The 24,768-nt window shown below is 46.6% G+C and carries 3 protein-coding genes; all 3 read left to right on the top strand.

Going from position 1 to position 24,768, the window contains the following annotated elements; all coding sequences use genetic code 11:
* Window positions 1-2 precede the first annotated feature (2 nt).
* The 3 genes from ACSSTM_RS09910 (at window position 3) to ACSSTM_RS09900 (ending at window position 24,766) form a co-directional block, all read left to right on the top strand.
* Window positions 3-10,694, top strand: coding sequence for an amino acid adenylation domain-containing protein (locus tag ACSSTM_RS09910; RefSeq protein ID WP_437404156.1), 10,692 nt, complete (start codon window positions 3-5; stop codon window positions 10,692-10,694).
* Window positions 10,695-10,738: 44 nt separating this feature from the next.
* A complete protein-coding gene (locus ACSSTM_RS09905) occupies window positions 10,739-14,572 on the top strand; it encodes a non-ribosomal peptide synthetase (protein ID WP_106038508.1) in 3,834 nt (1,277 codons plus the stop codon).
* 63 nt (window positions 14,573-14,635) lie between these two features.
* A complete protein-coding gene (locus ACSSTM_RS09900) occupies window positions 14,636-24,766 on the top strand; it encodes an amino acid adenylation domain-containing protein (protein ID WP_437404155.1) in 10,131 nt (3,376 codons plus the stop codon).
* Window positions 24,767-24,768: the final 2 nt, after the last annotated feature.

The following is a 24,768-nucleotide window of genomic DNA, read 5'->3' as shown; positions in this document are numbered from 1 at the left end:
TTATGAGCAAGCAGAAGATTCAAAAGGTATATCCTTTAACACCCATGCAGGAGGGCATGCTGTATCATGCCATGCTAGACCCTAATTCCTCCTCTTATTTCACACAGCTTGAGCTTGGAATAAGCGGAGAGTTTGATCTCGCTCTTTTTGAAAAAAGTCTCAATGAGCTCATACGGACATATGACATTCTCCGTACAGCCTTTGTCTATCAACAATTGCAAAAGCCTCGTCAGGTTGTACTGGCTGAACGTCATCTAGATGTGTATCGAGAAAATCTATCTCATCTGAATCATCAAGAGCAGCAAAAGGTATTGGGTCAATATAAAAAGCAAGTGAGAAAGCAAGGATTTCACTTAACGAATGATCTATTATTGAAGGTCGCTGTTTTTCAACTAAATGAAACAAATTGGCATCTGATTTGGAGCAACCATCACATCATCATGGACGGTTGGTCCATGGGTGTTTTAATGAAAAAACTGTTTCATTACTATGAATCTTATCGGAACGGTCGAACGCCGGATCGCTCACAGGGTAAGCCTTATGCAGATTATATCCATTGGCTTGGAAAGCAAAATAAACAAGAAGCGGAAAGCTATTGGAAGAAGCGTCTAGATGGCGCTGTTCAACATCAAGGACTGCTGCAGCAAAAAGAATCGAACGGACAATACGACCATCGGGAATGGACGTTTACATGGGATGCTCATACGGTACAAGCCATTCAAGATGTGGCAAGACAAAGCCAAGTGACGGCACCGAACTTGTTCCAAGCGGTCTGGTCCGTTCTTTTAGGCACCTATCATGCAGCAGATGATGTGACATTCGGAACCGTTGTATCAGGCAGACCTCCTAGTATATCTGGGATTGAGCGCATGGCAGGGCTGTTTATCAATACGATACCCGTTCGGGTGACATTGGATCAGGGGCAGACGTTCAAACAGTTGTTTCAAAAGGTTCAGCAGCATGCACTGGAAGCGGAAAACTATGATTTTATGCCGCTTTATGACATTCAGCAAAAGACAGCTGCTGGAGGGCAGCTCTTTGATCATTTGGTTGGGTTTGAGAACTATCCTTTAGATCAGGAGCTGTCTGGTGATACCATGTCTGCACGGCTTGGTTTTTCCATTGATGTAAAGGACGGATTTGAACAAACGAATTTCGACCTAAATGTCCTTGTTTATCCAGGTGAAACGTGGACATTGAAAATCAAATACAACGCCATAGCTTTTGAAGAAAAGATCATTGAAAACATATCAAAACATCTGACCAATCTCATGAAGCAAATCATCCAGAACCCTGATGTACGCCTTCATGATGTGACATGTATCACAGAAGAGGAGAAGCAGCAGATTGAAGCGTGGAATCAGACAGAGCGAGATTATCCGAAGCATCTGTCTATTCCTGAGCTGCTTAATGAACGTATGAAGGCGCAGCCTGACTATCTGGCATTAGTTGAAGGCGATCGAACATTCACGTACGGGGAGCTTGGACAAGAAATCCGTCGTTTAGCCGGCAGTCTTGTTGAAAACGGCGTACAGCCGGGGGATGCTGTCGCGGTGTATATGAACCGATCAACAGATGCGGTGATCGCCATTTTAGCAGTTCTGCACGCAGGGGCTGCTTATGTGCCGATTGATCCTTCCCAGCCTGAGGAGAGAATCCGATGGATGCTTGAAGACAGCGGCGCATCCATTTTGCTTCATGCTGACAATCAGCCGCCAGTTGATGAACATATCAAGGCTGTACATGTGACGAGTAAGCCTCATCACTCACACGTGGATTTATCAGCCCGGACGTCTCCATCTCAATTGGCGTATATCATGTATACATCAGGATCAACTGGACAGCCAAAAGGGGTTCAAATTGAGCATCAGCATATTGTGAGATTGGCTTGCTCTCAGGAGAAATTAGGCTTGACCCAGTCGGATCGTATGGCGCATACAGGGGCCGTTAGCTTTGATGCTATTACCTTTGAGATATTTACCACGCTGCTAAATGGGGCGACGCTTTATCCTGTTGACCGTGATACTTTATTGGATATCCATCGATTCGAACAATTTATCCAAACACATCAGTTGACGGCGCTCTTTTTAACAACTGGATTATTTAATCAGCTCGCTCAGCAGCGGCCGCAAATGTTCAAAGGATTAACCACATTAATTACAGGCGGTGACGTCATCAATGTGAAGAGTGCGGAGCTTGTGAAACAGCATCATCCAGCACTTGTCTTACTGAATGCCTATGGCCCAACAGAAAATACAACCATCTCGACCATTTACGAAGTAAGAGGAGATGAAACGGGGCCGATCCCAATTGGCCAGCCGATCAACCATTCGTCAGCTTATATTTTAGATGATGATCAAAGATTGCAGCCAATTGGAGCGCCAGGAGAGCTGTATGTTGGTGGAGATGGTGTCGCAAGAGGGTATCTCCATCGTCCAGATTTGACCAATCAAGTGTTCATGGCAGATCCTTTTAAGCCGTCAGGCCGTTTGTATCGAACAGGAGATTTGGCTAGATATGGCGCGGATGGCCAGATCGAATTCCTCGGCCGGACAGATGATCAGGTGAAAATTCGAGGCTTCCGTATTGAGCTTGGTGAAATTGAAACAGTGCTTCAGCAAGAAGCGGGCATAGATGATGCGGTTGTGCTTGTCCATTCGTTTTCCTCAGATGAAAAGGAAATCACTGCTTACTTCACAGGGACGATGACAGAAGAAGAGGTGCGGGATTTATTCAATCAAGAGCTGCCAGCTTATATGGTGCCGCACCATGTGATGAAGCTGGATGCTTTTACGCTCACGTCGAACGGGAAGGTAGATCGAAAAGCTTTACCAAAGCCGGACGCGCATCGGGATGAAAAGGAGATCATTCCGCCTGAGACGGAGACGGAAAAGGCACTTGCTCAAATTTGGGAGGAGCTCCTTGGGAAAACGGTAGGAGTAGATGAACATTTCTTCATGGCCGGCGGGCACTCTCTCAAAGCAATGATGATGTCCGCGAAAATTCAAGAGGTGCTTCAAAAGGAAGTACCGATTCAAGTGATTTTTGAGAAGCCGACAATTCGTTCATTAGCGGCTCATGTCGATCAGGATGGTCAAGAAGAAACGGGGCATCCCATCTTACCAGCAGAGCAGGCGGACGAATATCCGGTATCACCAGCCCAGCGCCGTTTATACATTTTGCAGACACTTGAACCTGACAGCACGAATTATCATATTCCGATCGTCTTAACGCTTGAAGGGACACTCGAATATCAGCGGCTCAGATCAGCGTTTGATCAGTTGATCCAAACGCATGAAATCTTAAGAACGAGTTTTCATATAAATGGAGAAGACATCGTCCAAAGGGTGAATGAATGGACTGCATTTGACCTTCCCGTTCATGACATCAAGGAAGAAGAGGCGGAGGCATTCCTTTCTGAAAGTCAAACACCATTTGATTTAACAGCTGCGCCTCTATTGCGAGCTCAGTTGTTGAAGGTCAGTGAGAACCGTCATCTTCTCGTCTTGGAAGCACATCATCTCATTACAGATGGCAGCTCCATGAAGACGTTCATTCAAGATTTGGCGAAGGCCTATGATGGAGAAGCTCTTGCAGAAAGAGCCATTCATTATAAAGATTACGCTGTCTGGCAGTTAAGTGAAGAAGAGACGGAGAAACAGAAGGAGCATGAAGCATATTGGTTGAAGCAATTCGAAGGGGACTTGCCGGTATTAGAGCTGCCAACTGATTATCCGCGTCCAGCGGAACGTGATTTTTCCGGGGAACGATTCATGTTTGGCTGTGATCAAGCGACGACTCAGCGGATTCATGAATTGCTTCAGAAAACAGATACGACCATGTACATGTTCTTGTTATCTGCTTTTCAAGTGCTGCTTGCCACTTATAGCGGCCAGGAAGATATCATTGTTGGTTCCCCTGTTGCAGGACGGACACATCCTGATATACAGGACATGCCGGGGATGTTTATCAACACCGTTGCGATGCGCGGAAAACCAGAACAAACGAAAACATTTTTACAGCTGCTTGAAGAAATAAAAGAAACGAGTGTTGACGCTTTTGCTCATCAAAGCTATCCGCTCGAAGAATTAATTGCACGCCTTCCGCTAGATCGTGATACAACCCGAAGCCCGCTCTTTAGCGTGTCATTTAACATGCAGAACATGGAGGTTCCGGCGCTAAAGCTCGGCGATCTGCACATTTCGCCTTATGCCATTCAGCATCACTCTGTCAAATTTGACTTGTCTCTAGAAGCATTTGAACGAGAGGGAGCATTAAAGCTGAGCTTTGACTATGCAGCGGCATTATTTAAAGAAGAGACGGTCCGCAGGTTCGGAACTCATCTTCTAGCGATTATTCGTGAAGCGGTCCAACACCCGGATGAACAGATCGGCTTGCTCCGTATCCTTGATCAACATGAGCAAATAGAGCGATTGGAGAAAAAAGACGAAGTGCAATCGAATCGTCATGAGCCCTTCCATGTCCAATTTTCGCGTCAGGTAAAGGAAACACCAGATGCCATTGCGGTGATGGATGATCAACGGAAGCTCACTTACCGCGAGCTGGAAGACATGGCAAATGCGCTTGGCAGTGAACTGAAGGTACGAGGCGTCGAGAAAGAAAAGACTGTAGCACTGATTCTTGACCGCTCTGTCTATGTCATCGTCTCAATGCTTGGTGTGATGAAAGCAGGTGGTGCATTTGTACCAATTGATCCGGCCTTCCCTGCGGAACGTATCCGTTACACATTAGAAGATTCAGGTGCACAAGTGATCGTGACAAATGAGTCTCTTGCAGGTTCCTATCAAGATCACAAGTCGATTCAGGTGGTGCAGGTTGAAAAAGCAGTGCAGCAAAGCCGCTCGCTAGATCTGCCGGAAGGCTCAGCCGATCAGCTCGCTTATGTAATATACACATCTGGTACAACAGGGAAGCCGAAGGGTGTACAGCTCACGCATCGTAATCTATCACACTATGTCAACTGGCTGACAAATGAGGTGACATTGCAAGAATGCGATCGGACGGCACTGCTTTCTTCTTATGCATACGATCTCGGTTACACAAGCATTTTCCCTGTTTTAAAAGCAGGGGGGACACTGTATGTGCCTCGTGAAGATGTGTATACAGACCCGGTGCGTCTAATGCTTTTGATTGATGAACAAGAGCTGACGTATATCAAAATGACACCATCCTTATTTCATATGATGGCAGATTCGAAGGATCATGCATTTAACGCTTTACGCCTTGTGATACTTGGAGGGGAACCGATTGTCTCTGAGGATGTTGAAACGTTTATGGAGCAGCACCCATGTGTGGCAGTGATGAACCACTATGGTCCGACAGAGACAACTATTGGGACTGTGACCAAGCTGATCACACCGCAAGAGCTAGGCGCTTTGAAGGATCGCTCTGTGATCGGGCAGCCAATTGCTCACACAAGAGCGCTCGCACTCAATCGTCAGCAGCGCCTTGTCCCTTATGGCGCACCTGGAGAGCTTTATATATCGGGGGAAGGTGTATCGAGAGGGTATTTGAATCAGCCTGAATTAACAGCAGAGCGTTTTCTTGAAAATCCGTATTTTCCTGAAGAGCGGATGTATCGTACAGGGGATTTGGTGAGACAGCATGCAAATGGAGACATTGAGTTTCTCGGAAGAATAGATGATCAAGTGAAAATCCGCGGTTATCGTATTGAGAAACAGGAAATTGAGCATGCCGCGCGTGCACGATTATCCATTCAAGAGGTGTATGTCAAAGTAATTCACATGTCCCGTTTACCGGAGCTTGCACTCTATTACGCAGCGCCTGAACCAATTGGAACACTGACGTTTAGAGAAAAGCTTGCGGAGACACTGCCGGATTATATGATTCCAACGTACTTTGTCAAAGTCGACCACATTCCGCTCACACAAAACGGAAAGGTAGATGCGAAGTCTCTGCCGCTTCCGCACGAGGTGCATATGAACCGCGCGGTGCATGCAGCACCAGAAACGGCACTTGAGCAATCGCTGTGTGACATTTGGTCAGAAGTACTCGGGGTTGAACAAATAGGTGTTGATGGTCACTTCTTTGAATTGGGAGGTCATTCTCTCAAAGGCATGGTGCTCATTTCGAAGGTACAAGCCAAGCTGAACAAGCATGTGCCGCTCAAAGTCCTTTTTGAAAAGCCAACGATACGGGCGATGGCAGCCTATTTGGAAGAAGTGGATTCTTCGGACATCACATCCATTCATCCGGCGGAGAAGCAAGATTTTTATCCTGTCTCTTCCGCTCAAAAGCGGATGTATGTGTTACAGCAGCTGCATCCAGAAGCAGTTACTTACCATATGCCTGCCGTTTTGATGATGGAAGGCAGCCTTGATGTAAAGCAGCTAGAAGAAGCGCTGCAAGCCTTGATCGAACGACATGAATCATTGCGGACAGCCTTTGTAGAAATTGACGGCGTACCAGTTCAAAAAGTCTATCGCCGAGTGCCGTTTACGTTAGAGGTTGTTGAAGTAGAGAGAGGTCATGAGCAGCCTGTCATAGACGCATTTATCACCCCATTCTCATTACATCAAGCACCATTAATGAGGGCAAAGGTGGCGAAGCTTTCTGATGAGAAATATGTGTTCATGATGGATATGCACCATATCATCGCAGATGGTGTCACACGCAGTTTGCTCATTCAAGAATTGGCAGAGTTGTATGAGAAAAAGACATTACCGCCAGTTCAGCTGCACTACAAGGATTATGCGGTATGGCAGCAGGAAGAAAAGCAGCAAGCGCTGCTCGAGAAACAGCGTCAATATTGGCTGGAGCAATACGCTCAGCCGCCTGAAGATTTGGCGCTGCCACTTGATTTTCCACGCCCTCATGTTCAGTCATTTGAAGGAGACCGCGTCGATAGATGGTTATCTGCTGAAAAGGTGCAGTCCATTAAAACGCTCATGGCTGAAAAAGGTGTGAGCTTGAACATGGTCATGCAAACGGCATTTGCCATTTTCCTTTCCAAATTAACTGGGCAGACAGATATCGTTATAGGCGCTGTGACAGCAGGACGTACGCAAGCTTCAATCGAACGGGTTCCGGGCATGTTTGTGAATACACTGGCTCTTCGACATGAAGTGCAGTTAGAGGAAACGACAGCACAATTGCTTGAAAAAATGAAAGATCGCAGCCTAGCAGCCTATGAACATCAAGAATTCCCGTTTGAGGAATTGGTGGCACAGTTAGATCTTCCGAAAGACACGAGCCGCAACCCATTGTTTAGTGTCATGCTGACAACGGATGACCGAGACCTGACGTTACCGGATCTGGATGGACTCAAGCTTTCGCAAAAACAGCAAGAAACAGTTCAAGCAAAATTTGATGTAACGCTCGGTGTATTTGAAGAAAAAGACCAAGTGGGCCTGCGTTTTGAGTATGCAGCGGCACTGTTTAAAAAGAAGACCATTCAGCGTTGGAGTCAATATTTTGAACAAATCATAGACGAAATGCTGGCTAAGCTAAATCAGCCAATTTCAGCGCTATCGATCTTAACTGAAGAGGAAAAACGAGAACTGATCAATGAATGGTCAGGTCCTGTCCTAGACGTCACGTCAGATCAAACGGTCCATGCACTGATTGAGGCCAAGGTACATGAGGCACCCCTACAAAAAGCGGCGACATTCTGCGGAACGAGCTGGACATATGAGGAACTGAACAATCGGGCGAATATAGTTGCTCAGAAATTGATCTCTCTTGGCACAAAACCCGGAGATCGCGCCGGCATTCTCACCCGTCCATCGCTTGATATGACGGCCGCTGTCCTTGGAGTTCTCAAGACAGGTGCGGCATTCGTTCCAATTGATGCGGATTATCCGGCTCAGCGTATTGCGTACATGCTAGAGGACTGCGAGGCAGAGGTGCTTCTGATGCAAAAAGGATTAACTGCACCAACTTCCTTTGCAGGTCATGTCCTGCTGATAGAAGATGCGGTAGAAGGCGAAGCAAAAGAGATTCAGGTTCATATGAAACCAACAGATCTCGCCTATATGATTTACACATCTGGAACGACTGGACAGCCGAAGGGTGTCATGGTCGAGCACCAGTCCCTTGTCAATCTTGCGTTCTGGCACAATGATGCCTTCCAAGTGACAAATGCGGATCGAACCGCCAAATATGCCGGCTTTGGCTTTGACGCCTCCATTTGGGAGATGTTCCCGACATGGATCGCCGGCGCAGAGCTGCACATCATCGATGAAGCGATTCGTCTCGATATGATCAAGCTCAATACGTATTTCAATGAAAAAGGGATCACCATTGCGTTCCTGCCGACCCAGTTATGCGAGCAGTTTATGTCAATGGACAATCTTTCACTGCGCTACCTACTGACTGGCGGAGACAAGCTGAAACAGGTAAAGCCTGTTCCATATAAACTCGTCAATAACTATGGCCCAACAGAAAACACAGTCGTAGCGACCAGCGGGATCATCAACCCAGATCAAGGCACACTTCCGATCGGAACCGCGATTGCCAATACTCGTTTCTACATCATGGGTTCGTTATACGACCTCTCGCCGCCAGGCGTACCGGGTGAGCTCGTGATCGCAGGAAAAGGACTGGCAAGAGGGTACTGGAATCTTCCAGAGGAAACCAACAAACGATTTGTCCCAGATCCATTTTATCCAGGCGAGCGCATGTACCGTACAGGCGACTTGGTGAAATGGACAGAGGATGGTGAGCTGATTTACCTCGGCAGAAAAGACCATCAGGTCAACATCCGCGGTTTCCGTATTGAACTGTCAGAAGTTGAGGCGCAGCTCCTTGCGCTGGTGGAAGTCAAAGAAGCAGTCGTGACAACGGTCAAAGATGCCAGCGATCAAGACGCCCTTGCCGCATATGTCATCACGGAGAATGAAACAGAAGACTTAAAAGAAAGCTTAAAACGCACGTTGCCAGACTATATGGTGCCTTCATGGATCATCAAGCTAGACCAACTGCCGATGACGGCAAATGGCAAAGTCGATCTAAAAGCATTGCCAGCGCCTGATATGGAAGCAAACCAAACGGCATACGAAGCCCCAAGAGACGAAGTTGAAACACTGCTTTGCGGTATTTGGGCAGATGTCCTTGGCGTGAGCCAAGTTGGCATTCACGACCACTTCTTCTTCCTTGGTGGAGACTCAATTAAAGGCATCCAAATGGCAAGCAGACTCACGCAAGCGGGCTGGAAGTTCGATATGAAGCTATTATTCCAGTACCCAACGATTGCGGAGCTGCGCCCATATATCGAAGAAGCCGATCAATTGACAGCTGACCAATCATCGGTTGAAGGGGAAGTCATTTTGACTCCAATTCAACGCTGGTTCTTTGAGCGAGCATTCAGTGACCAGCACCATTGGAATCTCTCGATGATGCTTCATGCGCCAAACGGATTTGACCTTTCGATTACAGAACAAGTGATGCAGAAATTACTTTCACATCATGATGCACTGCGCATGGTATACAGGCAAGAGCATGATGACATTCTGCAATACAATCAGCGGGAGCTCACGGAATCGATTGCGATTATTTCTCATGATGTCTCTAAAGAGCACGACGTGAAAAAGGCCATTTCCACATATGCCAACGAGTATCAGCGTCAGCTGAACCTCGAAACAGGTCCGCTCATGAAAGTGATTTGTTTCCGTGCAAAAGATGGCGATCACTTACTCATCGTGACACACCATCTTGTCATTGACGGTGTTTCATGCCGAATTTTACTAGAGGATTTTATGTCTCTTTATCAGCAGGCAGCTCAAGGACAAACGCTCGTTCTTCCGCCAAAAACCCATTCCTTTAAAGAATGGGCAGAGGCAATCGAACGATACGCACAGTCCAAGCCGTTAAAAAGCCAAAGTGAGTACTGGACAGAGATTGACACTCTGCCATTGACCACTTTACCTGTTGATCATGAAGTAACGAAAAGAAAAGTTGCTCAAACAAAAGCAGTACAGTTGCAGCTTTCAGAAACCGAAACCGAGCATCTTTTAACCGATATTCATCTACCGTATACAACGGAAATGAACGATATTCTTCTATGTGCTCTCGGTCTTGCCGTTCAGGAATGGACAGGGAAGTCCCATGTACATGTGCAGCTTGAAGGTCATGGAAGAGAGGATATTTTATCAGGGCTGGATGTCTCCCGCACGGTTGGCTGGTTTACGAGTATGTATCCAGTTGTTCTTGAAGCAAAGCCGGATCAGACCATAGCTGATGCTATTAAAGGAACGAAAGAGATGCTGCGGCGTGTGCCAAATAAAGGAATTGGCTACGGGATTTTGAAATACATGACAGCTACTGAGCCGTCAGGACAGCACGTACATCCTGAAGTCAGCTTGAACTATCTTGGGCAGATCGATCAGGAAGTGACGACAGAACTCTTTGGACCGTCCACCTATGATATGGGACGACAAGCAAGCCCTGATTCAGAAGCTGTCTATAAGCTGAACCTCAGTGGTCTTGTTCAACACAATCGATTCATGTTGTCGTGTTCCTATTGTACAGATGAATATGAAGAACAAACGATACAGCAGTTCATGGCATTGTTGAAAGAAAAAATCCAATCCATCATTACCCATTGTTTAGCGCAGCACGAAAGAGAATTTACGCCAAGTGACTTCTCTGCGGCTGATCTTGAAATGGATGAAATGGACGACATTTTTGACATGCTTGAGGAAAAATTGACCTAACAACACGAGATCAGTCATACAAACGGGAAGGGAGGATGAAATAGATGAGTTCATTTAAAAGGGATCAAGTTCAAGACATGTATTATCTGTCACCGATGCAAGAAGGAATGCTGTTTCATACCCTCCATCATCAAGAAAAGGGATTTTATGTAGAGCAAATGGATATGAACGTAAAGGGCACACTGCGTCATGACTTACTTGAGAAAAGCATGAATGTCATCGTGGAGCGGTACGATATTTTTCGTACCGTATTTCTCCACGAAAAAGTGAAGCGCCCTGTCCAAGTTGTGCTGAAGAAACGCCCTTTTACGCTTGATGTGGTGGACATGCAGGATCTTTCTAAAGACGAACAGCTTGTACGTATTGAGACATTTAAACAACAGGATCAGCTGAGAGGATTTGATCTCTCGAAGGATTCTCTCATGCGGGCATCCGTTTTCCAAACGGGTCCTGCCAGCTATCGCTGGATATGGAGCTATCACCATATCCTCCTTGATGGCTGGTGCTTTGGGCTTGTGGTGCAGGAGTTATTTGCAATTTATCATGCACTTTTGCATGACGTCCCTTACAAGCTGGAACCGGTTAAACCATACAAAGAATATATTCAATGGCTGGAAAAACAAGATAAACAAGCATCACTTCAATATTGGCAGCAATCATTAGCCGGGTTTGATGGACAATCAACCTTTAAAGAACAGAGAAAACAAACGAATGAACATGAATTAGGCGAAATGGAATGGTCGATGAGCAAAGAAGAAACGGCTGCTTTATCAGAGTTAGCGTTGCAGCAAAATGCCACGTTAAGCAGCGTGCTTCAATCGGTGTGGTCAATTCTGTTGAGCAGATATCAGCGTTCAAATGATGTGTTGTTTGGCACGGTTGTGTCGGGACGTCCGGCAGATTTGGCTGGTGTTGACAGAATGGTTGGCTTGTTCATCAATGTCATCCCAAGAAGAATTCAGCTGACAGATGACATGACATTCCGTTCTCTTCTATCAGAGACTCAGCAGCAGTCTCTTGCAGCCGAGCCGCACCAATATATTCCGATTTATGATATTCAGGCAAAGACAGGTCAGCAGCCACTCATTGATCATATTGTCGTGTTTGAAAACGTCCCAGCCGCAAAGAAGGACGAGCAAGAGGCGCGATTAGGGTTTACTGTGGAAAACATGAATGTATATGAAAAATCGAACTATGATCTCAATTTGCTGGCATCACCAGGAGAACAATTGCAATTGAAGCTGGCCTTTAACCAAAAAGCATTTGATCCTCAATTTGTCCACCGGTTAAAGGAGCAGCTGAGTCTATTGATGAACGAGGCGATCAAGCATCCCGATCAATCGGTTCATACACTTACACTCGTCACGAAACAGGAAAAGCAGCTGATTCTTGAGGAATGGAATGCGCCTGAGCTTGAGCATGACCAGCTGTATTTGTCGAAATGGTTTGAGCATAATGTCCGCAAACAGCCGAATGCAGTGGCATTATCAGCAGGTGAGCACACGATGACATATGCGGAGCTGAATGAACAAGCCAATCGATTGGCAAGGCATTTGCAAAAAAATGGGGTCACGCATCAAACGGTCATCGCCATTTTAGCCGACCGCACGCCTGAACTTATTGTCAGCCTGCTGGCTGTCTTAAAAGCAGGCGCAATCTATGTGCCAATTGATCCCGATTATCCAGAAAGTCGCATTCAATACATGCTTAAAGACAGCGGGGCAACGCATCTTCTGACTCACTCATGCTTTATCGGTCAGGCGAAGGCACTTGCGTTTGATGGTACGTATCTGTTTGCGGATGATCAGGAAATTTCACTGATGAGCTCAGAGAATCTTCTGCTAGAAGCAGGCTTACACGATACGGCTTACATCATGTATACATCTGGTACAACAGGTCAGCCAAAAGGCATCATGACGACCCATTCCAATATTGCCCGGGTGGTCAAAAATACGAACTACTTAACCATTTCAGAAACAGATACACTGCTGTCACTATCCAACAGCGTATTTGATGGCTTTACATTTGATGTATATGGCGCACTTTTAAACGGAGCAAAGCTTGTCTTGCCGAAAAAAGAGACCATTTTAAACATGGGCGAGCTGACGGGGGTGATTAAAAGGGAAAACATTTCTGTCATGTTTGTTCCGACGGCATTATTTAATCTCCTCGTTGATGAAGAAACCGACTGGATGCGCAGTGTGCGCAAGGTGCTGTTCGGAGGAGAGCGGGCATCGGTACAGCATGTGAGGAAAGCCTTTGATGTCATGGGGAAAGACAGACTGATCAATGTCTACGGTCCAACCGAATCAACGGTCTTCGCCACCTATTATCCAGTAGATGAGGCTCTGCCGGTAGAGACGCGTTCGATTCCAATCGGAAAGCCGCTCAACCAGACGGGTGCTTATATATTGAGCCCGCACGGACAGCTTCAGCCGATTGGAATGGTCGGAGAACTATGCCTGAGCGGAAAAGGGCTTGCGAAGGGGTATTTGAATCGTCCTGATCTGACAAAACAAGCCTTTATCGCCCATCCATTTGCTGCGGGAGAAAGGCTGTATCGTACGGGAGACTTGGCCTATTTTCGAGCAGACGGTTTGATTGAGTATGCAGGCAGAGTGGATGACCAGGTGAAAATTCGCGGTCATCGAATTGAGCTGACAGAAATTGAAGCCCACCTTCTCATGCATCCAGGCGTAAAGCAAGCTGCCCTTATAGCTGATCAGCATAACACGCAGCATACAAGGCTGCTCGCCTATATGACGTGTGAGGAGGAGTGGAAGGACAAACTCGATGTGATCAAGTCAGGGCTGAAGGAAAAACTTCCGGCTTACATGCAGCCTCATGAGCTGATCAGACTTGAGAAAATGCCGCTTACGCCAAATGGAAAGGTTGATAAACGTCAGCTGCCAAAGCCAGAGGCGCCTCAAGGAAACCGCCATGTGAAGCTTCCAGTAAATGAGGTAGAACAAAAGTTGCTTGTGATGTGGAGGGAAGTGCTTGAAAGAGATGATATCAGCACAGATGACCATTTTTTTGAGCTTGGCGGGCATTCATTAAAAGCGATGTCGCTTTTATCCAAGGTGTCGAAGGAATTCGATGTTCAGGTGCCCATTCACTTGCTGTTTGAGACGCCTACTATTGAAGCAATCAGCCGTTATATTCAACAGCAGGATCAGGAAGCCGCAGGCTATCTTGTATTCAATGAATCTCAAACGCCAACAGTCTTTGCTCTCCCGCCATTACCAGGCTATGGCTTTATTTATCAGGAAGCCGCAAAAACGCTTGATGGTGTTCGTTTGATCGCCTTTGACTTTATTGAAGCCGATCATCGAATTTCGCAATATGTTCAGCATATCCAGCACCTTCAGCCTGAAGGACCGCTGACTTTGATGGGATACTCTGGCGGGTGCTACCTAGCCTTTGAGCTTGTTCAATCGCTCGAACAAGCAGGGCGGACCGTCGAAAAGGTCATCATGATCGATTCCTATAAGAAAATAGGAGAAAGTGATTTAGAAGGACGATCCATTGATGACGATATAGCAGCGATCGTCCATCAGTCGCAGCAAAGTGAACTTGCCCAAGCGGAGCTCATCCAAGACGCGCTGGCTCAAAAAACGAGAGCCTACTATGAAACTTTTGTTAAGGGGGTGAACCAAGGAGAGATACAAGCAGACATTGACTTCATCCAATCCGAAGAGCAAATTGCGATACCAGACTGGATGGAAAATTGGGAAGCTGCGACGACCGGCGCTTATCGACAATATCAAGGCTATGGTCAGCACGCTGACATGTTCAAAAACAAAGAATGTGCCGCTCAAAATGCACAGCTGATCCAAAAGATAGTCCATCATAAAAATAGAGAAGCAGTCTTGTAAACTTTAGATTAGGCAGGGGTGCACACTGGCAGCCCTGCCTGACAAAAAAGGAAAGGAACTCATATGAAACCATCAACCATCAATCAATCGAATGTACATGAATCAATGGATACGATTTTACAAGATGTACAGAAAACCATTTTACAAACCAACGAAATCGAACGCTTCGCTGTTTTTTCTCGTGAAAAAACCATTCGACCTCGGCCATATCACCTCTCTCATTTATTTCTCGACCATCACATGGAGCAGGAGGCCGCAGTTGAATGGATACAGACGCAAATGGCTTCGCCTATTTTAGCGGACATGCCCCCAGCCATTTCCTATGGGGGGGATATAGATGTTAGTGCAGGAGCTCAAACCTTGCAGGACGCTCTAACTGAGGCAGCCAAAACGACAAACGGGCTGACTTATATCATCAATAGTGAAAATGAACTCACGCAATCCTACGCACAGTTAAAGGAGGATGCCGAACGGGTTCTGACGGGTTTAAGGGCACTAGGGCTTGAGCCAGGTGATCCTGTCTTCTTTCAATTTTCATCGAATCATGCGATGGTCACGGCCTTTTGGGCATGTGTGTTAGGCGGATTTGTCCCAACACTTGTATCGGCAGCCCCGACCTATCGGGAAATGAATGCCTCAGTGAAGAAGCTTCATCACGCTTGGAACCTGCTGGAACACCCGCTCATTCTCACGGATGACTCGCTAATTGATGAGGTGCAAGGCTTAGCTTTACTGTGGCATACAGATCAATTACGTGTGGCAGCCGTTGAACCGATGCTCACTTTAGAAAGAGATCTAGAAGCACATCCAGTCACGCCTGATGATTCAGTCTTTTTTATCTTAACGTCTGGAAGTACGGGGATGCCTAAATGCGTAGAGCATTCTCATAGAAGTGTGCTGGCGAATGTCAAAGGGACAGTGGCAGCCAATCAGTTTACACAAGAGGATGTCTCGTTAGACTGGATGCCATTAGATCATATTGGCGGCATTGTGATGTTCCACCTTGTCAATGTGTACACAGGCTGTGAACAGATTCGGGCAAGGACAGATGACTTCATCGCTCAGCCGCTGCGCTGGCTTGACTGGATGGACCGCTATCGTGCAACGAAGACGTGGGCACCTAACTTCGCATTTGCGATGATCAATGATTATGAGAAAGACATTTCTTCAGGTTCCTGGGATCTTTCTGCCATGACGTGTATGATCAATGGGGCAGAAGCGGTCGTACCGAAGACAATTCACCGGTTTTTACACCTGCTCGCTCCGCACGGCTTAAAGGGAGACGTCATCAGACCGGCTTTCGGCATGTCTGAAATCTCATCAGCCGTTGTCTTCTCTTTTGCGATTGAGCGGGGAGATGAAAACAGCGGGGTTCTGACCTTTGAGGAAACGTCGCTGACAGAGCAGCTAAGACCAGCGGAGGCACGTGAGACAGGAACCGTCAGCTTTACAGAGCTGGGGAAACCGATTCCGGGTATCACGATTCGTATCGTCAACCATCAGCATGAGCTTCTTCCCGAAGATCACATTGGCAGCGTGCAAATCAAAGGGCCGACGACGATGAAGGGCTATTACAAGAATGACGAAGCGAATCAAGAGGTTTTTCAAACAGAGGGCTGGTTTCACACGGGTGATTTAGGTTTTCTGCACGAAGGAAGGCTGACATTAACCGGTAGAGAAAAAGACATGATCATCATCAACGGGAAAAATTATCACAACTATGAGATTGAAGCCATGGCAGAGGAAGTACCAGGCGTAGAAACGAGCTTTGTGGCTGCTTGCTCCGTTCGGATGGAGGCATCTGCATCCGATGAACTGATTCTCTTTTTTACACCGAAGCTGTATGAGCCTGCTTATATCATGAGGGCTAGCCAGCACATTAAAACCCATATTGCGACAAAAATGGGTCTGTCTGCATCAAAGGTTATCCCTGTCCAGAAGCATGCCTTTCCGAAAACAAGCTCTGGAAAAATAGAAAGGGCACAGCTCAAGACAAGGTGGCAGGAAGGTGAATTCGACGAAATCATTAAGGAACTGGACATCAGACTTGAAAATGAACACACCTTGCCTGATTGGAGTTATCAAAAGAAGTGGACACCTGCTCCGCTTCATGAAACTGAAAAGCAAACAGCAGGGGACATGGTGATCTTTGCAGATGCATTAGGGCTGGCAGATCAATTGAGATCTCTCTCAAACAATGAACAAACCTATATTACGGTTGAACCGGGTCAAGCATTCACACAACTCACACATACTCACTTCATCATCCACCCGAATCGGCCGTCAGACTACGAACAACTCTTTGAGACGCTCCGTTCGTATGGCGTTTCGGTGAAACAAATCATTCACCTTTGGAACTACACAAACAAGGAAGACACACTTCAAGCGGCAATGGCGAAGGAAGCGCAGAAAACTGGCAGCATGAGTGCATTATATGTAACAAAAGCGATTGCCGCCTATGAGGAACCTGTAGAGATCACCTTTGTCTCAGCTCATGCGATGAATTTGCCAGAAGATCAAACGCATCATGTGGAAAAAGCAACGACAACAGGATTGATGACAGCTGTACAGCATGAATGGCCGTTTATCAAGGTGCGATGTCTTGATTTTTCTCTAACAGAACCGGCTGACCGTTCTCATGCATCAGCGATCATGACAGAGCTTACACATGACACAAGCCATCATATCGCTGCTTACCGCGAAGGTGTTCGTTATATTCCTCTTTTATCACCGCTGCATCTGGAAAAAGATCAAAAGAGGAAGAAACCGCCATTTGAATCATCTGGGCTTTACGTGATGACAGGAGGGCTTGGCGGCATTGGGCGGATGCTGAGTGAACACCTTCTGACGTCCTATCAAGTGCATCTTGTGCTGCTTGGAAGAAAAGCACGAAAGGCTTTATCTGCGGAGCAGCAAGACGTTTTGACCTCACTTGAGAAACAAGCGAAAGACCATGGCGGCACAGTTTTTTATGAAGAAGTGGACATGACGGACGCAAAAGACATTGAAGCGCTCATCTCAAGACAAGAGGCGGCTCAAGGAAAAAAGCTGCATGGCGTGATTCATTTCGCTGGCATCATTCAAGAGGAGCTGCTTGCTGACATGACGTCTGCGTCCTTACATGCGATGTACGAAGCGAAGGTATATGGCACGATTGCGCTTCATGAAGCGGCTTCTAAACGGCAGAACGTCTTATTTCTATCTAGCTCGTCAGCACGAACGTTAAAGGGCGGGATGACCGTCGGCGCTTATTGCGCTGCCAATGAGTTCGTTGAACAATTTGCTCATTATCAAAGGCTGACATCTACAGTGAAGCCGTATTGCTTTAGCTTTAGCATGTGGGATGAGGTCGGCATGAGCGAGGGTTCGATGATCAAAGGCATGTTAAAAGAAAGAGGCTATCTCCCGATTCCGAAGCGGGCGGGCTTCCAGACAATGCTGGCATGTTTGATGACAGATGCGCCACTCATTTATATGGGATTAGATCGGTCGAAGCAGGACATTCAAGAAATGAGCCAAGCGGAGAGGCAAACAGAGCAAGCCGTGTATGTCTTTTTTAAAACCGACAAAACAAAGGCCATTGAAGAACGGCTGTATCAGTCCATTTATACGTGTTTGCAGTCTCATCTATCTGGTGAATATTCCGTGCATCTATTTCCTGAGGAATATTGGAAAGAATCAGAGGGTGGCATGCCGGATGAAGCGTATTTCAAAGCATTCATTGAGGAAAGTGGACAGGATGCAGAGGACAGAGCGCCTCAAACGGAGACGGAGAAACTTTTGGCAAACATTTGGTCCGAGCTGCTTGATGTCTCACATGTCAGCTGTGGTGATCATTTCTTTCTACTCGGGGGTCATTCGCTCAAGGCAACGCAAATGCTGTCTGCGGTGAGACAAAGAATGGGATTTGACGTGCCGCTCGCTGTTCTTTTTGAGCATACGAGACTTGGGGAATTAGCGGAATGGATCGATTCGCATGCAAAAGTGGATGAAGCGGTACAGGTGCGGAAAATGGAAAAGGGTCAGGAGATTCCGATGTCTTATGCCCAGCAAAGACAGTGGTTTCTCTATCAATTACAGCCCGATCTGCCATTTTACAATAATACAATTTCCTTTCGGATGAATGGACCTTTAGATGTGAAGGTGCTTCAGAGCAGTCTTCAGCAAATGGTGCAAAGGCATGAATCGCTCAGAACTTCCTTTACCATGAGCGGCGATGAACCAGTGCAGATCATACATGAGCATATGACTCTTCCAGAGCTTGAAGTGGTGGATCTATCAGATCTGACAGCACAGAAAGAAAAAGAACAAAAAGCGGCTGAATGGGCAAAAAGAGAGGCGGGCACACCTTTCCGCTTAGAACATGATCCGCTCTTTCGAGTGAAACTGATTCGGCTGTCGGAAACAGATCATTTACTGCTGATGTCCATTCACCACATTGTGTCAGATGGCTGGTCGGTTGGGATTGCCGCAAGAGAGCTGTCTGAGTGGTATACAGCGATGATTGACAAGAGAGAGCCTGATCTTTCGCCGCTGCCAATTCAATATGCGGATTACGCACTATGGCAGAAGGAGTATTTGACTGGAGAGACGCTGCAGAAGCAGATTTCCTATTGGAAGGAGCAATTTGCGGTCCCTGTAGAAGATTTGGTTTTGCCGTATGACTACCCGCGGCCAGCCGTTCAATCCTACAAGGGAAAAACGAAAAAATACCACTTGTCGAAGTCGCTGTCTGAGCAGCTGGCTGCCCTTTCTAAAAAGACAGACAGCACCCTTTATATGACGTTACTGACTGCCTTTTCTACCTTGCTGCATCGATTGTCTTCACAGGATGAGTTTGTGATTGGATCAGTCATTGCTGGGAGAAATCGGACGGAGATGGAGCATCTCATCGGATTTTTCGTAAATACGCTGGCACTTCGGATCGATCATAGCGGGAATCCTGCTTTCACTGAACTATTAGAGCGGGTGAAAGAAACAACAATGGGCGCCTATGCGCATCAGGATGTGCCGTTTGAGATGGTCGTAGATGAGCTGAATATTGTACGTGAGGCTGGCAAGCAGCCGCTGTTTCAGGTCATGTTCGTTCTGCAAAACCTACCGCTTGAAGCTTCTCCGATGGGGGAGGCGACATCCGTTTTAGCCATTGAAGATAACGATACCGCCAAATTTGATCTATCCCTGTTTGTTTTTGAAGGGGCGGAGGGTCTTCAATTAAAACTGGAGTATGATGTGGACTTATTTTCTGACGACACGATGGATCGGTTCCTTCGGTACTACGAGCATCTGCTTGCGTGTATTTGTGAAAATCCAGCACAGCCGATCAGACAAATGAATTACCTGCCAGAGAAAGAAAAGTATCAGCTGCTCTATGAATGGAGCGGTAAAACCAATCAGCCTGCAGGCCCGCTTCTCATCACGGAACGGTTTGAAGCGCAGGTGAGAAAGTCACCCGATGCCATTGCTCTCGAATTCGGGGAAGAGCAGTGGACGTATCGTGTGTTACAAGAGAAAGTCGACCGGCTTGCTGCTTCTCTGCAGCAGCGAGGTGTGACGCCGCATGAACCAGTAGGGCTGCTCATCGACAGGTCGCCTCAAATGATTCTTGGGGTGCTGGCGATTGTGAAAGCAGGAGGTGCCTACGTGCCAATTGATCCTGAATATCCAGATACACGGATTGATTATATGCTGAGGGATACAGGTATTCAGCTGTTACTGACAAAAAATGAATGGCTCAAAAAGGTGTCCATCAGCCAAACCGAACTCATTTGTCTTGATGAGGGATATGAAGAGTTTTTATCAGAAGCAGAACTCATACCTGCTGCCCTAAAACCTGATGGACTCGCTTATATCAATTACACGTCAGGATCAACTGGACAGCCGAAAGGGGTTTTGATCCCGCATCAAGCAGTCATCCGGCTTGTCTGTGAAACAGATTATGTCACCCTTGATGAACATACGCGCATTTTACAAATCGCCAGCTTCTCCTTTGATGCCTTTACGTATGAAATATGGGGAGCCCTGCTAAATGGGGGAAGGCTGATCCTGACCGATCGAAATACGATTTTATCAATGGATACGCTGGCTGAAACGCTGACATCATACAAGATTACAACAGGATTTCTGACGGTGCCGCTGTTCAACCGGTTAACAGAGGAACATCCTGAAGCCTTATCTGGATTCGATGCATTATTGGTTGGTGGAGATGCGCTCTCAGCTGCTCATATCCGCAAGGCACTGCCGTATTTACCTGAAGGGCTTTTAAACGGCTATGGACCAACTGAGAATACGACGTTCTCCTGTGTGCATCACATTCGCTCATTAGACGAAGGGCAGGCGACAGTTCCTATCGGTCAGCCAATTGCTTATTCACAAGCCTATGTATTAGACGACCAGCTGCAGCCGGTTCCGCAGGGTGTTATTGGAGAGATCTACGTTGGCGGAACAGGGCTGGCACTCGGTTACCTTGGAGATGAAGAAAAAACATCGCAATCATTTATCCCGCATCCTTTCCAAAAAGGAGCGCGTTTATATAAAACAGGCGATATGGGCCGCTGGCTCTCAAATGGCACCATCGACTGCATTGGAAGAATGGATCATCAAGTGAAAATACGCGGACACCGCGTCGAATGCGGAGAAATTGAAGCCGCTATGCTGAGTGTTGAAGACATCATAGAATGTGCTGTCATTCCGCATCAGCACGAAAGTGGTCATAAGCGGCTCATCGGTTATTTTGTCCAAAAAGGTGCATGGATCCAGCAAGACATTCGCAGCGCCTTGAAAGACAAGCTGCCAGATTATATGGTACCAAGTCTATTCATAGAGCTAGAGGAACTGCCGCTCACGCCAAACGGCAAGGTAGACCAAAAGCGTCTCCCGCCGCCAGAGTGGAGACAGGAAGAAGTGGACAAACCAGCAGATAAGGCACTCAGTGAGGAAGAACGAGTGCTGGAAAAAGTGTGGACTCAGCTTCTTGGCACTCCTTCAATTAGTGTACATGATAACTACTTTGAGCTTGGCGGAGATTCCATTATTGTCATACAAATGGTGGCACGTCTAGCACAGGAAGGCTACATCATTCAGCCAAGAGATGTATTTGAAAAACAGACCATTTCACAGCTGGCACGCGCTATGAAAAGAGCGGATGTGTCTGTGTCCTATGATCAATCGCCTGTTACAGGAGAAGTTCGTCTGCTTCCAATCCAATCTTGGTTCCTTGAGCAATCAATGACAAACCAAGATTATTGGAATCTATCAGCGCATATTGAATTCAAGCAATCTATACAACCCGAACAATTATCAAAAGTTCTTTCAAAGCTTGTCGATCATCACGATATGCTGAGAGCCATTTATACAAAAGCAGCAGACGGCACATGGATTCAAACCATTCGTGCGCCTGGCATCATCCCTTGTGTCACATTTTTTGATTTGACGGATGTTTCTCACGAGGAAGCGCTGGAGCAAATTCACTTGGAGACAAGCGCTTGTCAAGGAACATTGTCATTAGAGCGGGGAGAAGTGATCAAAGCCATTCTTTTTCAGACAAGTGGTCGTACGTCTGAACTCTTTATCGCAGCCCACCATCTTGTGATGGATGGAATATCGTGGCGCATCATACAGGAAGATCTATTAAATGGATTGAAGCAGCTTGCAGCAGGGCAGGAGATCACACTTGCAAAGAAAACCGCTTCCTATCAGCAGTGGGCAGATGCACTCTATGAATATGCACAAACCGATCAATTACAAGAGCAGGTTCCTTTTTGGCAAAAGATCATGGATCAAGAGGAAGAAGGTTCTCCTTTTCAAACACCTGCGCTTTTCAATATAGAAGAACATGCAGAGATCCTGACTGTTCAATTGACGAAGGATCAAACAGACATTTTACTAAGGCACGCATCACAAGCGTACCGAACTGAGGTCAACGATTTACTTTTATCAGGACTTGCGCAAGCCGTTGGAAAGCCAATATTGATCACGTTAGAAGGACACGGACGCGAGGATTTATTTGAACAGATGGATTTGTCACGGACAGTCGGCTGGTTTACAAGCTCTTATCCTATTTTTATTCCTTTTATTCAAACCGATGTGGAGAGACAAATCAAAGATGTCAAAGAAACCTTAAGAGCTGTGCCGCAAAAGGGGATCGGCTATGGCTTGCTTCAATACATGACAGCATCTCGCTTACTCAAAACGGCAGCGCCGCAGATGAGCTTTAATTACCTTGGACAGTTAGATCAAATAGATGGTGAAGCAAATCTGTATTTAGCAGATGAACGAAATGGACATGTACATGATCCAAAAGCAGAAAGACAGCATTTAATCGATGTGTACGGATACGTTGTCAGTGGCCAGCTTCAGATGAATTTTATGATCAATCGTGAACTGCTTCAGCATGAAGAGGTGCGCCATTTACCTGAACGGTTCAAAGAAAAAATGGAGGACATTCTGACGCATTGTGTAGAGACAAAAGGCGGCTTTACGCCATCTGATTTTCCAATGGTCCAGCTGACACAAAAGCAAATAGATGAGCTTCCAGATCATGTAGTGGATGTATATCCACTATCTCCGATGCAGCAAGGGATGCTGTTTCATGCACTGTTAGATCAAGCGTCACAGGCTTATTTTGGTCAGGTGCATATGACGCTCGAAGGCTTAACGGACGGCGAAGCCTATGAAAAAGCATGGAATCTGCTTGTAGAACGTCATTCGATTTTGCGGACAAGATTTGCTTGGGAGGGGCTAAAGGAGCCTGTCCAATTGATTCAATCAGAAGGAAGCATTCACCTCACTCAGCACGATGTGCGCCACCTGAGTGAAACGGATCAGAAGAAAACCATTGAGCGTTATTTACAATCCGATCGTTCAAAGGATTTCGAATTAGAGGATGCGGCTGAACCGCTCATTCGTATCGCTTTATTCCATCGTGACGAGAAAACATGCACGTTTGTTTTTAGCTTTCATCATATTTTAATCGATGGCTGGAGCCTGTTCGGCTTGATTGAGGAATCCTTTTCAATGTATCGCTCTCTTGTGGATGAACGAGAGATGAACCTTCTGGCTGTGCGTCCATATAAAGATTTTATTGAGTGGCTGCAAAAGCAGGATCAAGAGAGGGCGCAAGAGTTCTGGAAACATTATATGTCAGGAGTGGAGGAAGCCACACCACTTCCTGGGGACGGAGAGCAGACTCCGAATGAAGGAGCAGGTATTGATCAATTTAGTATCAAACTGACGCCTGAAATGCAGCAGAAGCTGGAGAAGATGACAGGCACACAGAAGGTCACGATGAGCACACTGATTCAGGCGGCATGGGGGCTGCTCTTGCACCTTCATTCAGGCTCAGAGGATGTCGTGTTCGGTGTCACAGTATCTGGACGGCCGGCGGACTTACCAGAGGTTGAAAGCATGACAGGGCTCTTTATTAACACCTTGCCGCTCCGTTTGCCGATCACACCAGACAGGACCATTGCCGAGCTGCTGGCACAGACGCAGGAAACGGTTTTTCACATGCGAGAATTTGAGTATACCGTATTGCCAGATATTCAGCAGATGACCCAAATCCCGAATGGAGAATCATTGTTTAACAGCATTGTCGTGTTTGAAAACTATCCGATTGAATCTGTAGAGCCGTATGGTGTACGGATATTAGACATTGCAAGTCATGAAGAAACAAACTATGACCTGACCCTTGTGGCTGTCCCAGGAGATACGCTGGAGCTTCGAGTCACATACCGCTTCAATCAATATACAGAAAAACAAATACAATCGCTGATGCAGCAGCTGGGCCACACACTTGAAGCCATGACAGAACAAGTGGAGACACCACTCTCTGATTTCACGATGGTAACAAATGAAGAAAAAGAGCGGATGATCACCGAGTGGGCGAAAAACGCACAAGTCAGCGTGCTGTACCCAGACCAAGAAGAGGTCTACTCAGGAGTGCACGATCCTTCCTGTGAGACGGAAATATTTGTGCTAAGCGAAGAGCATCAGCTCATGCCGATAGGATTTTCTGGAGATATTTTTATCGGCACGAAGGATATCAAAGCACTTTGCGGGGAGCTTGCCGATTGGATGGAGACGCATAAAATTCCGCATCCATTCAAACATCAAACAGGCGAATACCTCTATCCGACAGGGGATGTCGGCGTTTGGACTGAAAAAAACAAGATTCAGATTTTGGATTGGATGTAGGA

Source organism: Bacillus sp. RK1064, from assembly GCF_051488405.1.
Taxonomy (GTDB): Bacteria; Bacillota; Bacilli; order Bacillales; family Bacillaceae; genus Bacillus.
This window is presented reverse-complemented; position numbering and strand designations above follow the sequence as displayed.

Coding starts and splice junctions, on each gene's coding strand:
- ACSSTM_RS09910 (WP_437404156.1), top strand. CDS start 3: ATGAGCAAGCAGAAGATTCAAAAGGTATATCCTTTAACACCCATGCAG.
- ACSSTM_RS09905 (WP_106038508.1), top strand. CDS start 10,739: ATGAGTTCATTTAAAAGGGATCAAGTTCAAGACATGTATTATCTGTCA.
- ACSSTM_RS09900 (WP_437404155.1), top strand. CDS start 14,636: ATGAAACCATCAACCATCAATCAATCGAATGTACATGAATCAATGGAT.